Origin of the sequence: Hydrogenophaga electricum, from assembly GCF_030160815.1 — a bacterium.
Lineage (GTDB): Bacteria > Pseudomonadota > Gammaproteobacteria > Burkholderiales > Burkholderiaceae_C > Hydrogenophaga > Hydrogenophaga electricum.
Map to the genome: position 1 here is coordinate 17,962 of NZ_BSPB01000001.1, position 15,494 is coordinate 33,455.

Genomic DNA, 15,494 nt, shown 5'->3' on the forward strand with positions numbered 1-15,494 from the left:
TGACCACGATGCAAGCGGTCGAAATCAGCGCTTTCGGCGCGCCCGAGGTCTTGCGCCTGGTGCAGCGCCCACTTCCGGAGGCCGGTAGCGGAGAGGTGCTGATCCGCGTGCACGCCTCCGGGGTGAACCGGCCCGATGTCCTGCAGCGCAAGGGGGCTTATCCGCCACCGCCCGGCGCTCCGGATCTGCCGGGACTGGAAGTGGCTGGCGTCATCGTTTCGGGGGATGCGGCTGCGCTGTCGGCTGCAGGCCTGAGTGTCGGAGATCGCGTCTGCGCGCTCGTCGCTGGCGGTGGGTATGCCGAATACTGCGTCGCGCCCGTGGCGCAGTGTCTGCCTGTCCCGGCGGGTCTGGATGATGTGCAGGCGGCCTCCTTGCCCGAGACCTTCTTCACGGTCTGGAGCAACGTGTTCGATCGCGGCCGTCTGCAGCCCGGTGAAACCCTGCTGGTGCAGGGGGGTACCAGTGGCATTGGCGTGACGGCGATCCAGCTGGCCAAGGCTGCCGGGGCGCACGTGATCGCCACCGCCGGGAGTGCCCACAAATGCGCGGCCTGCCTGGCCCTGGGTGCTGACCATGCCATCAACTACCGCGAGCAGGACTTTGTGGCGGTGGCGCGGGAACTGACCGGTGGCCGTGGCGTCGACGTGGTGCTCGACATGGTGGCAGGCGACTATGTGGCGCGCGAGGTGGAGTGCCTGGCCGAAGACGGCCGGCTGGTCATCATTGCGGTGCAGGGCGGGGTGCAGTCCGGCTTCAATGCGGGTCTGGTGCTTCGTCGCCGGCTGGTGATCACCGGTTCGACCCTGCGCCCGCGGCCAGTGGCCTTCAAGGCGGCGATTGCCACCTCGTTGCGCCAGCAAGTCTGGCCCTGGCTCGAACAAGGGCTGGTGCGGCCTGTGGTTCACGCCACTTTTGAAGCGGCGCGCGCTGCCGAAGCGCACGCCCTCATGGAGACCAACCAGCACATCGGCAAGATCGTGCTGACCTGGTCCTGAATCCCGCGGAGATTTCGGATGAGCAGAAAACTGATCGCAGGCAACTGGAAGATGAATGGTGGCCTCGCCGCCAACGAAAGCCTGGTCAAGGCCATGCTGGCCGGTTTGGCCGCGCCCGCCTGTGACGTGGCCTTGTGCGCGCCGGCGCCGTATCTGGCGCAGTTGCAGGAGCTGCTGCAAGGCAGTCCGATCGCCTGGGGAGCGCAAGACGTGTCTGCCCACGAGCAGGGTGCTTTCACCGGTGAGGTGAGCGCGGCCATGCTCAAGGACTTTGCCTGCCGCTATGCCCTGGTCGGTCATTCCGAGCGGCGGCAGTACCACGGTGAAACCGATGAGACGGTGGCGACCAAGGCGCAGCGCGCGCTGGCCGCCGGCATCACCCCGATCGTGTGTGTCGGTGAGACGCTGGCGCAACGCGAAGCCGGTGAGACCGAGCTGGTGGTCAAGCGCCAACTGGCGGCGGTGATTCACGCAGTGGGCCACTGCATCACCGAAATCGTGGTGGCCTATGAGCCGGTCTGGGCCATCGGGACGGGCAAGACCGCCACACCCGAGCAGGCACAGCAGGTGCACGCCGTGCTGCGGGCGCAACTGGCGGCGGCGACGACCAACCCGAAGCGGGTGCCGATTGTCTATGGGGGCAGCATGAACGCCGCCAATGCGGCCAGTCTGCTGGCTCAGCCCGACATCGACGGAGGCTTGATCGGCGGTGCGTCGCTCAAGGCTGCCGATTTTCTGACCATTGTGGCGGCGGCTGGCTGAGCCGGCTGCGCCTGTCTATCCTGGAGCAAGCATGAACATTCTGTTGACCATCCTGCAGGCGGTGCAGATCCTGACCGCCATCGGCATGATTGGCCTGATCCTGATGCAGCACGGCAAGGGGGCCGATGCTGGTGCGGCCTTTGGTGGTGGTGGCTCGGGCTCGGCGAGCCTGTTCGGCGCCAGTGGCGGGGCGAACTTCCTTTCGCGTACCACGGCCGTGCTGGCGACGGTGTTTCTGGCCAGTACGCTCGCACTGGCCTACTTCGGCAACTTGCGCACGACGGCGGCACCGTCAGGCAGCGTGCTGGAAGGCGTGATGGCCCCTGCGCCAGCCACGTCGCAACCGGCGGCCCAGCCGGGAACCACCGAGGTGCCCGCAGGTGACGCGGCGCCGGCCGGTGCCGCGCAGATTCCTGGGCAATAACAGGGCGAGATGCACCGCGGGCGGGCATGTCCTGTCTGCGGTTTTTTGCATCGCACCATCCCAACGCATTTGTTCGGAAATTCAGAAGCACGCCTCGAAAACCGAGGGTGTTTCAGGGTAAACTCTAAGGATTGCCAGCCGGGTACCCCACGACCTTTTTGGACCCGGCAAGCAGACCAGCCGACGTGGTGAAATTGGTAGACACGCTATCTTGAGGGGGTAGTGGCGAAAGCTGTGCGAGTTCGAGTCTCGCCGTCGGCACCAGATCTTTGGCATCCATGGCAGCCCATGCCATGCACGCGGAAAAACCAAGATGAGCCTCCAGCAATACCTTCCTGTGCTTTTGTTCATTCTGGTTGGTATCGCTGTCGGTATTCTTCCCCAGGTTCTCGGCTACATCCTCGGTCCCAACCGGCCTGACGCCGCCAAAAACTCTCCGTATGAATGCGGCTTCGAGGCTTTCGAAGACGCGCGCATGAAGTTTGATGTCCGCTACTACCTCGTGGCCATCCTCTTCATTCTCTTCGACCTCGAAATCGCCTTCCTCATTCCCTGGGCCGTGGCTTTCACCGACATCGGTGTCACCGGGTTCTGGGCGGGTGTGGTGTTCCTGGCGATCCTGGTGGTCGGCTTCGCATACGAATGGAAAAAGGGCGCGCTCGACTGGGAGTGATCCCTTGTCGGGCCCTGTCAATGCGTGCGGACATGCTGTTCGCGTGCGATGGAGCTGTGCATGATTGAAGGTGTGTTCAAGGAAGGGTTCGTCACCACCAGCTACGACGCTGTGGTGAACTGGGCCAAGACCGGATCGCTCTGGCCCATGACCTTTGGTCTGGCTTGCTGTGCGGTCGAAATGATGCACGCGGCCGCGGCGCGTTACGACATCGGCCGTTTCGGTGCCGAGGTGTTTCGCGCCAGTCCGCGCCAGTCAGATCTGATGATCGTGGCAGGGACGCTGTGCAACAAGATGGCACCGGCTTTGCGCAAGGTGTATGACCAAATGGCCGAGCCGCGCTGGGTGTTATCCATGGGCTCCTGCGCCAATGGCGGGGGCTATTACCACTACAGCTATTCGGTGGTGCGCGGGTGTGATCGCATCGTGCCCGTGGATGTGTATGTGCCGGGTTGTCCGCCCACTGCCGAGGCGCTGCTGTACGGGATCATCCAGCTGCAGCAAAAGATTCGCCGCACCAACACGATTGCACGGGCCTGACCCGGCGTTGCGAAAGACGCTCCCATGAGTGATACAGATTCCTCCGTTGCCATCCATCCCGAGGCTTTGCGCGCCAGCTTGGCGACTTTGCTCGGTGGGCGTGTGCTGACTGTCGATCTCGTGCGCGATGAGGTGACGGTCACCGTCTCGGCGGCGAACTACCTGGAGGTCATGCAGGTTTTGCGCGATGCGCCTCAGGCCAGTTTCGAGCAGCTGATCGACCTGTGTGGTGTCGACTACGCGAGCTACGGCGACGGTCGCTGGGAAGGCGCCCGTTTTGCCGTGGTTTCGCACCTGCTTTCGGTGAGTCTCAATCAGCGCGTGCGGGTGCGTGTCTTCTGTGCCGACGACGACTTTCCCGTGGTGGCCTCGGTGGCGGGGCTGTGGAACTCGGCCAACTGGTACGAGCGCGAGGCCTTCGATCTGTATGGCATCGTGTTCGAAGGGCACGACGATCTGCGCCGGATCCTCACCGACTACGGTTTCATCGGCCATCCGTTCCGCAAGGATTTCCCGCTGTCGGGGCATGTGGAAATGCGCTACGACGCCGAGCGTCAACGCGTGGTGTACGAACCGGTGAGCATCGAGCCGCGCGAAATCACCCCGCGCGTGATCCGCGAGGACAACTACGGGGGCCTGCACTGAGGGCGGCAGCCCGTCTGGCGGAAATCACATGGCAGAGATCAAGAACTACACCCTGAACTTCGGCCCTCAGCACCCGGCCGCACACGGCGTGCTGCGCCTGGTGCTGGAGCTGGACGGCGAAGTCGTCCAGCGCGCGGACCCCCATATCGGCCTGCTGCACCGCGCCACCGAAAAACTGGCCGAACACAAGACCTTCATCCAGTCGCTGCCTTACATGGACCGGCTGGATTACGTGTCCATGATGTGCAACGAGCACGCCTACTGCCTGGCCATCGAAAAACTGCTGGGCATCGAGGTGCCGATCCGCGCCCAATACATCCGCGTGATGTTCAGCGAGATCACCCGTCTGCTCAACCACCTGATGTGGCTGGGCTCGCACGGCAACGACTGCGGCAGCTCGACCATCCTGATCTACGCTTTCCGCGAGCGTGAAGATCTGTTCGACATGTACGAGGCGGTGTCGGGTGCGCGCATGCACGCGGCCTACTTCCGCCCGGGTGGTGTCTACCGTGATCTGCCGGACAGCATGCCGCAGTACAAGGTCAGCAAGGTGCGCAATGCCAAGGGCATCGAGGCGCTCAACCAGAATCGTCAGGGTTCGCTGCTGGACTTCATCGACGATTTCACCCAGCGTTTCCCTACCTACCTGGGCGAATACCACACGCTGCTGACCGACAACCGCATCTGGAAGCAGCGTACGGTGGGTATCGGTGTGGTGCCGCCCGAACGGGCACTCAACCTGGGCATGACCGGTCCCATGCTGCGCGGTTCTGGCATTGCCTGGGACCTTCGCAAGAAGCAGCCGTACGATGTGTACGACCGCATGGAATTCGACATTCCGGTCGGCAAGACGGGCGACACCTACGACCGCTACCTCGTCCGCATGGAAGAGATGAAGCAGTCCAACCGCATCATCAAACAATGTGTGGACTGGCTGCGCGTGAACCCGGGCCCGGTGATCACCGACAACCACAAGGTGGCGCCGCCTTCGCGCGAATCCATGAAGTCCAACATGGAAGAGCTGATTCACCATTTCAAGCTCTTTACTGAAGGTTTCCATGTGCCCGAAGGTGAAGCCTACGCCGCCGTCGAGCATCCCAAGGGGGAGTTCGGCATCTATTTGGTGAGCGACGGCGCCAACAAGCCTTACCGTCTGAAGATCCGTGCTCCCGGCTTCGCCCATCTGGCGACGCTCAACGAAATGGCCCGCGGCCACATGCTGGCGGATGCGGTGGCCATCATCGGCACCATGGACATCGTTTTCGGAGAGATCGACCGATGAGCGCCCCATCGACTTCCGCCGCCCCGGTGGCGGCCCAGCAGTTGTCCGAATCCACCCGCACGCGATTCGCGCGCGAGGTGGCCAAGTACCCGGCCGGCCAGGCCCAGTCGGCCGTGATGGCCTGCCTGTCGATCGTTCAGCAGGAGCAGGGCTGGGTCAGCCGCGAAGCCGAGCTGGCGATTGCCGAGTACCTGGGCATTCCGGTCATGGCCGTGCATGAGGTCACGACCTTCTACAACATGTACAACCAGCAGCCGGTGGGCAAGTACAAGCTCAACGTCTGTACCAACCTGCCCTGCCAATTGCGTGGCGGCAACGAAGCGCTTGCGCATCTGGCGCACAAGCTGGGCATTCAGATGGGTGGCACGACAGCCGATGGCCTGTTCACGCTGCAGCAATGCGAATGCCTCGGGGCCTGCGCCGACGCCCCGGTGATGCTCGTGAACGACCGCAACATGTGCAGCTTCATGAGCCACGACAAGCTCGACCAACTCGTTGACGGCCTCAAGGCGGTGGAGGGCAAGGCATGAACGCCGAGCAGGTGATCCAGCAATTCAGCGCCACCGGTGTGCAGACCTGCTTTCATGGCCGGCATATCAACCCGCAGATCTACGCCGATTTGAACGGCAGCAACTGGTCGATCAAGGACTACGAGGCCCGTGGCGGCTACCAGGCGCTGCGCAAGATCCTGGGGCAGGACGGCGGTGAAGGCCTGACGCAGGACCAGGTGATCGCGACGATGAAGGACTCGGGCCTGCGTGGCCGGGGTGGCGCGGGTTTCCCGACCGGCCTGAAGTGGAGCTTCATGCCCCGCCAGTTCCCTGGCCAGAAGCACCTGGTGTGCAATTCCGACGAGGGCGAGCCCGGCACTTGCAAAGACCGCGACATCCTCATGTACAACCCGCACATCGTCATCGAAGGGATGGCGATTGCGGCGTACGCGATGGGCATCTCCATCGGCTACAACTACATCCACGGCGAGATCTTCGAGGTGTACGAGCGCTTCGAGGCGGCCCTGGAAGAAGCCCGTGCCGCCGGCTTCCTGGGTGACCGGATCCTGGGTTCGAACTTCAGCTTCCAGCTGCATGCGCACCATGGCTTCGGCGCCTACATCTGTGGTGAAGAAACTGCGTTGCTGGAATCGCTGGAAGGCAAGAAGGGCCAACCCCGCTTCAAGCCGCCGTTCCCGGCCAGCTTCGGCCTGTACGGGAAGCCGACCACCATCAACAACACCGAGACCTTTGCGGCGGTCCCCTGGATCATCCGCAATGGCGGTCAGGCCTATCTGGAATGCGGCAAGCCCAACAACGGCGGGACCAAGATCTTCTCGGTCTCGGGCGACGTGAACCTGCCCGGCAACTATGAGGTGCCACTGGGCACGCCGTTCACCAAGCTGCTCGAACTGGCCGGCGGTGTGCGCACGGGCCGCCAGCTCAAGGCGGTGATTCCGGGCGGCTCCTCTGCCCCGGTGCTGCCTGCGCACATCATCAACGAGTGCACCATGGACTACGACTCGATCTCCAAAGCAGGGTCGATGCTCGGTTCGGGTGCCGTGATCGTGATGGACGACAGCCGCTGCATGGTCGAGTCGCTCAAGCGCCTGTCCTATTTCTACATGCACGAATCCTGCGGCCAGTGCACCCCCTGCCGCGAGGGGACGGGTTGGCTCTGGCGTCTGGTCGACAAGATCCAGCGCGGGGAAGCCAAACCGGCCGACATGGATTTGCTGGACAACGTGGCCGAGAACATCATGGGCCGCACCATCTGCGCGCTGGGCGACGCCGCTGCCATGCCGGTGCGCGCCATGCTCAAGCATTTCCGCCCCGAGTTCGCGGCCCTGATCAAGGCCGATGCAGCCGCCTCGCAGGCCGCCTGAACACGACGAGACGAGTAAAACACATGGTTGAAATCGAACTCGACGGCCAGAAGGTCGAAGTCCCGCCAGGCAGCATGGTGATGCATGCCGCCGAGAAGGCCGGCACCTACATCCCGCATTTCTGCTACCACAAGAAGCTGTCCATCGCCGCCAACTGCCGCATGTGCCTGGTGGATGTGGAGAAAGCGCCCAAGCCCATGCCCGCCTGCGCCACGCCGGTGACGATGGGCATGATCGTGCGCACCAAGTCCGACAAGGCCATCAAGGCCCAGAAGTCGGTGATGGAGTTCCTGCTCATCAACCACCCGCTGGACTGCCCGATCTGCGACCAGGGTGGCGAGTGCCAACTGCAGGATCTGGCCGTGGGCTACGGTGGTGGTGCTTCGCGCTACGCCGAGGAAAAGCGCGTGGTGTTCCACAAGAACGTGGGCCCGCTGATCTCCATGGAGGAGATGAGCCGCTGCATCCATTGCACCCGCTGCGTGCGCTTCGGTCAGGAAATTGCCGGCGCCATGGAATTGGGCATGTCTCACCGGGGTGAACATTCCGAGATCGAAACCTTCGTCGGCCAGACGGTGGACTCCGAGCTCTCGGGCAACATGATCGACATCTGCCCGGTCGGGGCGCTGACCAGCAAGCCTTTCCGTTACCACGCCCGCACCTGGGAGCTCTCGCGCCGCAAGAGTGTGAGCCCGCACGATTCGACCGGCGCCAACCTGATCGTTCAGGTGAAGAACCACCAGGTCATGCGCGTGGTGCCGCTGGAGAACGAGGCCGTCAACGAGTGCTGGATTGCTGATCGCGACCGCTTCTCGTACGAGGCGCTCAATGGGGAAGACCGTCTGACCCAGCCCATGATCAAGCAGGGCGGCGAATGGCAGTCCGTTGACTGGCTGACCGCGCTGGAATACGTGGCCAATGGCCTCAAGCAGGTCAAGTCGGAACATGGGGCCGGGGCCATTGGCGTGCTGGCCAGCCCGCACAGCACGGTGGAAGAGCTGGCCCTGGCGGGCGCATTGGTGCGTGGCCTGGGCAGCGAAAACATCGACAGCCGCCTGCGCCATGCCGATTTCGGCAATGCAGCGATCACCGGCGCCGCCCGCTGGCTGGGCACCGATATCGCAAGCCTGTCGACGCTGCAGCGCGTCCTGGTGGTGGGCGCCAACCTGCGCAAGGACCATCCGCTGTTTGCTCAGCGCATTCGGCAGGCCGCCCGCAAGGGTGCTGAGGTGTCGGCTCTGGTGGCTGCACAGCCGGAGTGGGCGTTGCCGCTTGCGCACACCGTGCTCGCCGACAGCAGTGTGTGGGTGTCGGCACTGGCCGGGATCGCGGCGGCTGTAGCGGCCGAAGCGGGCGTGCAACCGCCGGTGGCCGGATCGGTGACCGACGAGGCCCGCGCCGTGGCCCGTTCGCTGCTCAGTGGGGAACACAAAGCCATTCTTCTGGGCAATGCCGCAGCGCATCACGAAAAAGCCTCCAGCCTGCTGTCGCTGGCCAACTGGATCGGTGCGCAGACCGGTGCCACGGTGGGTTACCTCACCGAAGCCGCCAACACCGTGGGGGCGCAACTGGTGCGCGCCGTGCCGGGGCAGGGCGGCCTGAACGCCAGCCAGATGCTGGGTGGTGGGCTCAAGGCGGCCGTCTTGCTGAACACGGAACCCGCTGCCGACAGCGCGGCCGGTGAAGCGGGTCTGAAGTCGGCCGATCTGGTCGTGACCCTGAGCCCGTTCAAGACCAACCTCGACATCAGCGACGTGCTGCTGCCGATGGCTCCGTTTACCGAAACCTCTGGCTCTTTCGTCAATGCCGAAGGCCGGCTACAGAGCTTCCAGGCGGTGGTTCGCCCTCTGGCCGAGACCCGCCCCGGCTGGAAGGTCTTGCGCGTACTGGGCAATCTGCTCGGCCTGGCGGGCTTTGATGCCGACTCTTCGCAGGCGGTGCTTGCTGCCGCGCTGCCTGGCGTGACCGCCGGTGCCTTTGTCGATGCGGCCCGTCTGTCCAACGCCGATGCCGGCGTGGGGCCGGCAGCAGCCGACCAAAGCCCGGCTGGCGCCGCCCCCTGTGTGGCCTCGATTTACCAGCTCGATGCGCTGGTGCGCCGTGCGCCCTCGCTGCAACTCACGAGCGATGCGCGCGCAGCCCGTGCGGCCGCGCAAGGAGTCCAAGCATGATCGATGCGATGTACAACGGAGGCCTTGGCCTGATCGACGCCTCCTGGTGGACCGCAGCCGCTTGGCCGGTCATCTGGGGCCTGATCAAGATCGTGGCCGTGCTGCTGCCTCTGCTGGGGGCGGTGGCTTACCTCACGCTCTGGGAGCGCAAGCTCCTGGGCTTCATGCAGGTGCGCCATGGTCCCAACCGCGTCGGCCCGTTGGGTTTGCTGCAACCGATCGCCGATGCGCTCAAGCTGCTCACGAAGGAGCTGATCCGTCCCTCGGCAGCAGCCAATGGTCTGTTCCGTCTCGGCCCGGTCATGGCCATCATGCCGGCGCTGGCTGCCTGGGTGGCTGTGCCGTTCGGCCCCGAGGCCGTGATTGCCAACATCAACGCCGGTATTCTGGTCATCCTGGCCATCACCTCCATCGAGGTGTACGGCGTGATCATCGCCGGCTGGGCCTCCAACTCCAAGTACGCTTTTCTGGGGGCGCTGCGTGCATCGGCCCAGATGGTGAGTTACGAAATCGCCATCGGTTTCTGCTTCCTGGTCGTCGTGATGACCGCTGGCAGCCTACAACTGGGCGAGATCGTGGCGTCGCAGTCCCGGGGTATGGGCGCCAACATGGGGCTGGGTTTCCTGTCGTGGAACTGGCTGCCGCTGTTGCCCATCTTCATCGTCTACCTGATCTCCGGCGTGGCCGAAACCAACCGCCACCCGTTCGACGTGGTGGAAGGCGAAGCCGAAATCGTGGCCGGCCACATGGTCGAGTACTCGGGCATGGGCTTTGCCATCTTCTTCCTGGCCGAATACGCGAGCATGTGGCTGGTGTCCATTCTGGCCGTGCTGATGTTCCTGGGCGGTTGGCTCTCGCCCGTGGCGGCACTGGACTTCGTCCCAGGCTGGATCTGGCTGGCTGCCAAGACCTTCTTCGTGGTGTCGTGCTTCATCTGGATCCGCGCCACCTTCCCGCGCTTCCGCTATGACCAGATCATGCGTCTGGGCTGGAAGATCTTCATTCCCGTCACGCTCATCTGGCTGCTGCTCGTCGGTGGCCTGATGCAGACATCGTGGAACCTCTGGAAATAAGCCGGGCGAACGACCATGTCCACCACCGCTGTCGCTCCCTTTTCTCTGCGCGATTTTTTGAAGAGCTTCATGCTCGTGGAACTCGTCAAGGGCATGGCCCTGACGGGCCGCTACGCCTTGCGCCGCAAAGTCACGGTGCAGTTCCCTGAAGAAAAAACGCCGCTGTCTCCGCGTTTCCGTGGCCTGCACGCCCAGCGCCGCTATGAAAACGGCGAGGAACGTTGCATCGCCTGCAAGCTGTGCGAAGCCGTCTGCCCTGCCGTCGCCATCACCATCGAGGCCGGTGAGCGCGAAGACGGCACCCGTCGTACCACCCGCTACGACATCGATCTGACCAAGTGCATCTTCTGCGGTTTCTGCGAAGAAGCCTGCCCGGTCGACGCCATCGTGGAGACGCAGATCTTCGAATACCACGGTGAAAAGCGCGGCGATCTGTACTTCACCAAGGACATGCTGCTGGCCGTGGGCGACCGGTACGAGCCCGAGATTGCTGCGGCCAAGGCAGCGGACGCCAAGTACCGCTGAGCCGAAAGACGACAACATGGATTACCAGACCGGCTTTTTCTACCTGTTCACGGCGGTGCTGCTGTTTGCTGCCTTCCGTGTCGTGACCTCGCGCAACCCCGTGCACGCCGTGCTCTACCTGATGCTGGCGTTTTCGCAGGCCTCGGGCCTGTGGCTTCTGCTCAAGGCCGAATTTCTCGGCCTGACGCTGGTGCTGGTGTACCTGGGGGCGGTGATGGTGCTGTTCCTCTTCGTGGTAATGATGCTGGACATCCGCCTGGAAGGGGATCGCTGGAGCTTCTGGCAGCACTTCCCGCTGGCGGCGGTATTGGGTGGCCTGGTGGCCGCCGAGATCATCGCTGTCCAGTGGGTGGGGTTCCCCGAACTGGCCACGCCGGCTGTTGCGGCGGCTGAGGTCTCCAACACCAAGGCACTGGGCCTCCTGCTCTACACCGAATACCTGTATCCGATCCAGGTGGCGGCCGTGATCCTGCTGGTGGCCATGGTGGCGGCGATTGCGCTGACGCTGCGCCACCGCAAGGACAGCAAATTCATCAATGCGGGTAACCAGGTGCGCGTGCGCGCGGCCGATCGCCTGGTGGTGGTCCCGGTGGCCACCACGCGCAAGGCCGAGGCCGCACCTGCGGCAGACGCGGCGACCCCGGAGGAGGGCCAGAAGGCATGAGTCTCACACTCGGACATTTCCTTGCCGTCGGTGCGATCCTTTTCGCGCTGTCGGTTGTCGGCATCTTTCTGAACCGGAAGAACCTCATCGTGCTGCTGATGGCCATCGAGCTGATGCTGCTGGCCGTGAACATGAACTTTGTGGCGTTCTCCCATTTCCTGGGCGACATGCATGGTCAGGTGTTCGTGTTCTTCATCCTGACCGTGGCGGCCGCCGAGTCGGCGATCGGTCTGGCCATCCTGGTGCTGCTGTTCCGCAACCGCTCGTCGATCAGCGTCGAGGAACTCAACGCGCTCAAGGGTTAAGCCCGCAAAAGAACAGGCAAACAGATGAGCACAACCCTTTCTGCAACGACGCTGCTGGCCGTACCGCTTGCGCCCCTGGTGGGCTCGGCGCTGGCCGGCATTCTGGGCACGGCTTTTGGCGGCAACGTGATGGGCCGTCGCGCTTCCCACACTTTCACGATCCTGGGCGTGCTGATCGCCTTCATCCTCTCGGCGATCACCCTCAAAGATGTGATCGCCGGGGCCCGCTTCAACGACACGATCTACGAATGGATGCAGATCGGTGGCCTGAAGATGGAAATCGGCTTCATGGTCGATGGCCTGACCGCCATGATGATGTGCGTGGTGACCTTCGTGTCGCTGATGGTGCACATCTACACCATCGGCTACATGGAAGAGGATGCCGGCTACAACCGTTTCTTCGCCTACATCTCGCTGTTCACCTTCTCCATGCTCATGCTGGTCATGAGCAACAACCTGCTCCAGCTGTTCTTCGGCTGGGAAGCCGTGGGCCTGGTGTCGTACCTGCTGATCGGTTTCTGGTTCAACAAGCCCACAGCCATCTTCGCCAACATGAAGGCCTTCCTGGTCAACCGGGTGGGTGACTTCGGCTTCATCCTGGGCATCGGTCTGATCGTGGCCTACACGGGCACGATGAACTACACCGAGATCTTCGCCAAGGCTGGCGAGCTGGGTGTCATCGAGTTCCCCTGGTACGTGTTCGGCCAGGAGCCGCTGCTGGTGACCGTCATCTGCATCTGCCTGTTCATTGGGGCGATGGGCAAGTCGGCCCAGTTTCCCTTGCATGTGTGGCTGCCTGACTCGATGGAAGGCCCCACCCCGATTTCCGCGCTGATCCATGCCGCCACGATGGTGACTGCCGGCATCTTCATGGTCAGCCGCATGTCGCCCCTGTTCGAGTTGTCGGACGCTGCGCTGAACTTCATCCTGATCATCGGTGCCATCACGGCCCTGTTCATGGGCTTCCTCGGCATCATCCAGAACGACATCAAGCGGGTGGTCGCCTACTCGACGCTGTCGCAATTGGGCTACATGACCGTCGCGCTGGGCGCTTCCGCCTATTCGGTGGCCGTGTTCCACCTGATGACGCACGCCTTCTTCAAGGCGCTGCTGTTCCTGGCCGCCGGCTCGGTCATCATCGGCATGCACCACAACCAGGACATCCGCTGGATGGGCAACGTGCGCAAGTACATGCCCATCACCTGGATCACGTCTCTTCTGGGTACGCTGGCCCTCATTGGCACGCCTTTCTTCTCGGGTTTCTATTCCAAGGACTCGATCATCGAGGCGGTGCACTTCAGCAACCTGCCCGCCGCCGGTTTCGCCCATTTCGCGGTGTTGGCGGGTGTGTTCGTCACCTCGTTCTACTCGTTCCGCCTGTACTTCCTGGTTTTCCACGGCAAGGAACGCTACGACCAGAACCCGGATGTGCACCACGACGATCATCACGATGACCACGGCCACCATGGCGACGGCAAGCCGCACGAATCACCCTGGGTCGTGACAGTGCCGCTGTTGCTGCTGGCGATTCCGTCGGTGGTCATCGGCTACCTGACGATCTCGCCGCTGGTGTTCGGTGACTTCCTGGCCGATGCCATCACGGTCAACAACGCGGCCCACCCGGCCATGGCGGAGTTCGCCTCGGTCTTCCACGGTCCGCTGAAGATGGCCCTGCACGCCGTGTCGACGCCCCCGTTGTACTTGGCTCTCGCGGGCGCCGTGTCCGCCTGGTACATGTACATGGTCAACCCGGCCGTTCCGGCGGCCATCGCCCGCGCGCTCAAGCCGCTGGTGACGATTCTCGAGAACAAGTACTACCTCGACTGGTTCAACGAAAACGTGCTGGCCCGTGGCGCACGGCTGATCGGTATGGGCCTCTGGAAGGGCGGTGATCGTGGCGTCATCGAAGGTGGCGTCGTCAACGCCAGCTGGAAGCTTGTGGGTGCGATGTCTGCCATCGTGCGGCATCTGCAGTCGGGCTATCTGTACCACTACGCGCTGTTGATGATCGTGGGCGTCATGCTGTTCATGACCTGGTTCGTGTGGCTCGCCAAATAAGGAGAAGAACAACATGGGTTTGCTGAGCCTTGCGATCTGGGTGCCGATCTTTTTCGGCACCGCGCTGCTCGCCTTCGGGCGCGACGAGCACGCCGGCGCCGTGCGCTGGATGGCGCTGATTGGTGCTCTGGCCGGTCTGGCGGTGACGTGGCCGGTGTACGCCGGTTTCGAGACCGGTTCGGCCGCGATGCAACTGGTCGAGAAAAGCCTCTGGATCGAGCGTTTCAATGTGCACTACCACCTGGGTGTGGACGGCATCTCGCTGTGGCTCGTACCGCTGACCGCCTTCATCACCGTGATCGTGGTGCTGGCCGGCTGGGAGGTGATCACCGAGCGCGTCAACCAGTACATGGGCGCGTTCCTGATCCTCTCCGGCCTGATGATCGGCGTGTTCACCTCGCTGGACGCCATGCTGTTCTACGTCTTCTTCGAGGCGACGCTGATCCCGATGTACCTCATCATCGGGATCTGGGGTGGTCCGAACAAGATCTACGCCGCGTTCAAGTTCTTCCTCTACACGCTGATGGGCTCGCTGCTCATGCTGGTGGCGCTGGTCTATCTGTACAACCTCTCGGGTGGCAGTTTCGACCTGGCGACCTGGCACCAGCTCAAGATCGGTGCGCATGCCCAGACCCTGCTGTTCTTCGCCTTTTTCGCTGCGTTTGCGGTGAAGGTGCCGATGTGGCCCGTCCACACCTGGCTGCCCGATGTGCACGTCGAAGCGCCCACCGGTGGATCGGCCGTGCTGGCGGCCATCATGCTGAAGCTGGGTGCCTACGGTTTTCTGCGTTTCTCGCTGCCCATCGCACCCGATGCGTCGCACGAATGGGCATGGCTGATGATTGCGCTGTCGCTCATCGCCGTGATCTACGTTGGCCTGGTGGCGATGGTCCAGCAGGACATGAAGAAACTGGTGGCGTATTCGTCCGTCGCCCACATGGGGTTTGTGACCCTGGGCTTCTTCGTCTTCAACGACCTGGGTGTTTCCGGCGCCATCGTGCAGATGATCTCGCACGGCTTCGTGTCGGCGGCCATGTTCCTGGCCATCGGTGTGCTGTATGACCGGGTGCATTCGCGCGAGATCGCGGCCTATGGTGGTGTCGTCAACACCATGCCCCGTTTCGCGGCGTTTGCCCTGCTGTTCACCATGGCCAACGCCGGTCTTCCGGGTACCGCGGGTTTTGTCGGTGAGTGGATGGTGATCATTGCCGCGGTCAAGGCCAATTTCTGGGTCGGCATGTTGGCCGCCACGGCCCTGATCTTTGGCGCCGCCTATTCGCTGTGGATGTTCAAGCGCGTCTATCTGGGCGCACCGGGCAATGACGATGTGAAGGCGTTGACCGATATCAACAAGCGGGAATTCCTGGTGATGGCGCTGCTGGCCTTCATGGTGCTGTACATGGGTGTCTATCCGAAGCCCTTTACCGACGTCATGGACGCTTCGGTGGCCGAGCTGCTGCGCCACGTGGCCATCTCCAAACTCCCCTGAGGCACGACC

16 protein-coding genes and 1 tRNA gene are annotated in these 15,494 nt (G+C 63.2%); all 17 read left to right on the top strand.

The annotated features are described in order from the left end of the window. The first annotated feature begins 8 nt into the window (after window positions 1-8). The 17 genes from QQK43_RS00070 to QQK43_RS00150 all read left to right on the top strand — a co-directional run bounded on the left by QQK43_RS00070 (window position 9) and on the right by QQK43_RS00150 (window position 15,485). Window positions 9-998 (top strand): NAD(P)H-quinone oxidoreductase, encoded by a 990-nt coding sequence (locus QQK43_RS00070; RefSeq protein ID WP_284306310.1) that lies wholly within the window; start codon window positions 9-11, stop codon window positions 996-998. A gap of 18 nt (window positions 999-1,016) precedes the next feature. After that, window positions 1,017-1,760, top strand: coding sequence for a triose-phosphate isomerase (gene tpiA, locus QQK43_RS00075; protein WP_284306114.1), 744 nt, complete (start codon window positions 1,017-1,019; stop codon window positions 1,758-1,760). A gap of 31 nt (window positions 1,761-1,791) precedes the next feature. Continuing rightward, entirely contained in the window at window positions 1,792-2,184 is a 393-nt protein-coding gene (secG, locus tag QQK43_RS00080) for a preprotein translocase subunit SecG (RefSeq protein ID WP_234265705.1), read from the top strand. Between the two features lie 179 nt (window positions 2,185-2,363). Further along, window positions 2,364-2,448 (top strand) — tRNA-Leu (locus QQK43_RS00085). A 49-nt stretch (window positions 2,449-2,497) separates the two neighbouring features. Then, window positions 2,498-2,857 (top strand): NADH-quinone oxidoreductase subunit A, encoded by a 360-nt coding sequence (locus tag QQK43_RS00090; protein ID WP_234265706.1) that lies wholly within the window; start codon window positions 2,498-2,500, stop codon window positions 2,855-2,857. A gap of 60 nt (window positions 2,858-2,917) precedes the next feature. Then, the gene (locus tag QQK43_RS00095; protein ID WP_234265707.1) at window positions 2,918-3,397 is read left to right on the top strand and encodes a NuoB/complex I 20 kDa subunit family protein; all 480 of its coding nucleotides are present in this window, start codon (window positions 2,918-2,920) and stop codon (window positions 3,395-3,397) included. A 24-nt stretch (window positions 3,398-3,421) separates the two neighbouring features. Beyond that, the gene (locus QQK43_RS00100; RefSeq protein ID WP_284306115.1) at window positions 3,422-4,042 is read left to right on the top strand and encodes an NADH-quinone oxidoreductase subunit C; all 621 of its coding nucleotides are present in this window, start codon (window positions 3,422-3,424) and stop codon (window positions 4,040-4,042) included. Window positions 4,043-4,070: 28 nt separating this feature from the next. Then, window positions 4,071-5,324 (top strand): NADH-quinone oxidoreductase subunit D, encoded by a 1,254-nt coding sequence (locus QQK43_RS00105; protein ID WP_234265709.1) that lies wholly within the window; start codon window positions 4,071-4,073, stop codon window positions 5,322-5,324. Continuing rightward, window positions 5,321-5,854 carry an NADH-quinone oxidoreductase subunit NuoE gene (nuoE, locus tag QQK43_RS00110; RefSeq protein WP_234265710.1) on the top strand — a complete coding sequence of 178 codons (534 nt, stop codon included), beginning with the start codon at window positions 5,321-5,323 and terminating at the stop codon, window positions 5,852-5,854. The genes QQK43_RS00105 and nuoE overlap by 4 nt, the downstream gene beginning before the upstream one ends. Continuing rightward, window positions 5,851-7,200, top strand: coding sequence for an NADH-quinone oxidoreductase subunit NuoF (gene nuoF, locus QQK43_RS00115; RefSeq protein WP_234265711.1), 1,350 nt, complete (start codon window positions 5,851-5,853; stop codon window positions 7,198-7,200). The genes nuoE and nuoF overlap by 4 nt, the downstream gene beginning before the upstream one ends. Before the next feature lie 23 nt (window positions 7,201-7,223). Beyond that, window positions 7,224-9,371 (top strand): NADH-quinone oxidoreductase subunit NuoG, encoded by a 2,148-nt coding sequence (nuoG, locus tag QQK43_RS00120; RefSeq protein ID WP_284306116.1) that lies wholly within the window; start codon window positions 7,224-7,226, stop codon window positions 9,369-9,371. Then, window positions 9,368-10,444, top strand: a complete 1,077-nt coding sequence (gene nuoH, locus QQK43_RS00125) for an NADH-quinone oxidoreductase subunit NuoH (protein WP_234265713.1) — start codon at window positions 9,368-9,370, stop codon at window positions 10,442-10,444. The genes nuoG and nuoH overlap by 4 nt, the downstream gene beginning before the upstream one ends. A gap of 15 nt (window positions 10,445-10,459) precedes the next feature. Beyond that, window positions 10,460-10,969: an NADH-quinone oxidoreductase subunit NuoI gene (gene nuoI, locus QQK43_RS00130; RefSeq protein WP_234265714.1), complete on the top strand. Its 510-nt coding sequence runs from the start codon at window positions 10,460-10,462 to the stop codon at window positions 10,967-10,969. Between the two features lie 16 nt (window positions 10,970-10,985). Next, window positions 10,986-11,633 carry an NADH-quinone oxidoreductase subunit J gene (locus QQK43_RS00135; protein ID WP_284306117.1) on the top strand — a complete coding sequence of 216 codons (648 nt, stop codon included), beginning with the start codon at window positions 10,986-10,988 and terminating at the stop codon, window positions 11,631-11,633. Beyond that, window positions 11,630-11,938, top strand: coding sequence for an NADH-quinone oxidoreductase subunit NuoK (gene nuoK, locus QQK43_RS00140; RefSeq protein WP_234265716.1), 309 nt, complete (start codon window positions 11,630-11,632; stop codon window positions 11,936-11,938). Before QQK43_RS00135 ends, nuoK begins: the two co-directional genes overlap by 4 nt. 24 nt (window positions 11,939-11,962) lie before the next feature. Further along, window positions 11,963-13,996, top strand: a complete 2,034-nt coding sequence (gene nuoL, locus QQK43_RS00145; RefSeq protein WP_234265717.1) for an NADH-quinone oxidoreductase subunit L — start codon at window positions 11,963-11,965, stop codon at window positions 13,994-13,996. A 13-nt stretch (window positions 13,997-14,009) separates the two neighbouring features. Then, window positions 14,010-15,485 (top strand): NADH-quinone oxidoreductase subunit M, encoded by a 1,476-nt coding sequence (locus QQK43_RS00150; protein WP_234265718.1) that lies wholly within the window; start codon window positions 14,010-14,012, stop codon window positions 15,483-15,485. The last annotated feature ends 9 nt before the right edge of the window (window positions 15,486-15,494 follow it).

Excerpts from the sequence above, each read along its gene's own strand:
- nuoK (WP_234265716.1), top strand. The coding sequence starts at position 11,630 with ATGAGTCTCACACTCGGACATTTCCTTGCCGTCGGTGCGATCCTTTTC.
- secG (WP_234265705.1), top strand. The coding sequence starts at position 1,792 with ATGAACATTCTGTTGACCATCCTGCAGGCGGTGCAGATCCTGACCGCC.
- QQK43_RS00150 (WP_234265718.1), top strand. The coding sequence starts at position 14,010 with ATGGGTTTGCTGAGCCTTGCGATCTGGGTGCCGATCTTTTTCGGCACC.
- nuoI (WP_234265714.1), top strand. The coding sequence starts at position 10,460 with ATGTCCACCACCGCTGTCGCTCCCTTTTCTCTGCGCGATTTTTTGAAG.
- QQK43_RS00105 (WP_234265709.1), top strand. The coding sequence starts at position 4,071 with ATGGCAGAGATCAAGAACTACACCCTGAACTTCGGCCCTCAGCACCCG.
- tpiA (WP_284306114.1), top strand. The coding sequence starts at position 1,017 with ATGAGCAGAAAACTGATCGCAGGCAACTGGAAGATGAATGGTGGCCTC.
- nuoH (WP_234265713.1), top strand. The coding sequence starts at position 9,368 with ATGATCGATGCGATGTACAACGGAGGCCTTGGCCTGATCGACGCCTCC.
- nuoF (WP_234265711.1), top strand. The coding sequence starts at position 5,851 with ATGAACGCCGAGCAGGTGATCCAGCAATTCAGCGCCACCGGTGTGCAG.
- QQK43_RS00070 (WP_284306310.1), top strand. The coding sequence starts at position 9 with ATGCAAGCGGTCGAAATCAGCGCTTTCGGCGCGCCCGAGGTCTTGCGC.
- QQK43_RS00090 (WP_234265706.1), top strand. The coding sequence starts at position 2,498 with ATGAGCCTCCAGCAATACCTTCCTGTGCTTTTGTTCATTCTGGTTGGT.
- nuoG (WP_284306116.1), top strand. The coding sequence starts at position 7,224 with ATGGTTGAAATCGAACTCGACGGCCAGAAGGTCGAAGTCCCGCCAGGC.
- QQK43_RS00100 (WP_284306115.1), top strand. The coding sequence starts at position 3,422 with ATGAGTGATACAGATTCCTCCGTTGCCATCCATCCCGAGGCTTTGCGC.
- QQK43_RS00135 (WP_284306117.1), top strand. The coding sequence starts at position 10,986 with ATGGATTACCAGACCGGCTTTTTCTACCTGTTCACGGCGGTGCTGCTG.
- QQK43_RS00095 (WP_234265707.1), top strand. The coding sequence starts at position 2,918 with ATGATTGAAGGTGTGTTCAAGGAAGGGTTCGTCACCACCAGCTACGAC.
- nuoL (WP_234265717.1), top strand. The coding sequence starts at position 11,963 with ATGAGCACAACCCTTTCTGCAACGACGCTGCTGGCCGTACCGCTTGCG.
- nuoE (WP_234265710.1), top strand. The coding sequence starts at position 5,321 with ATGAGCGCCCCATCGACTTCCGCCGCCCCGGTGGCGGCCCAGCAGTTG.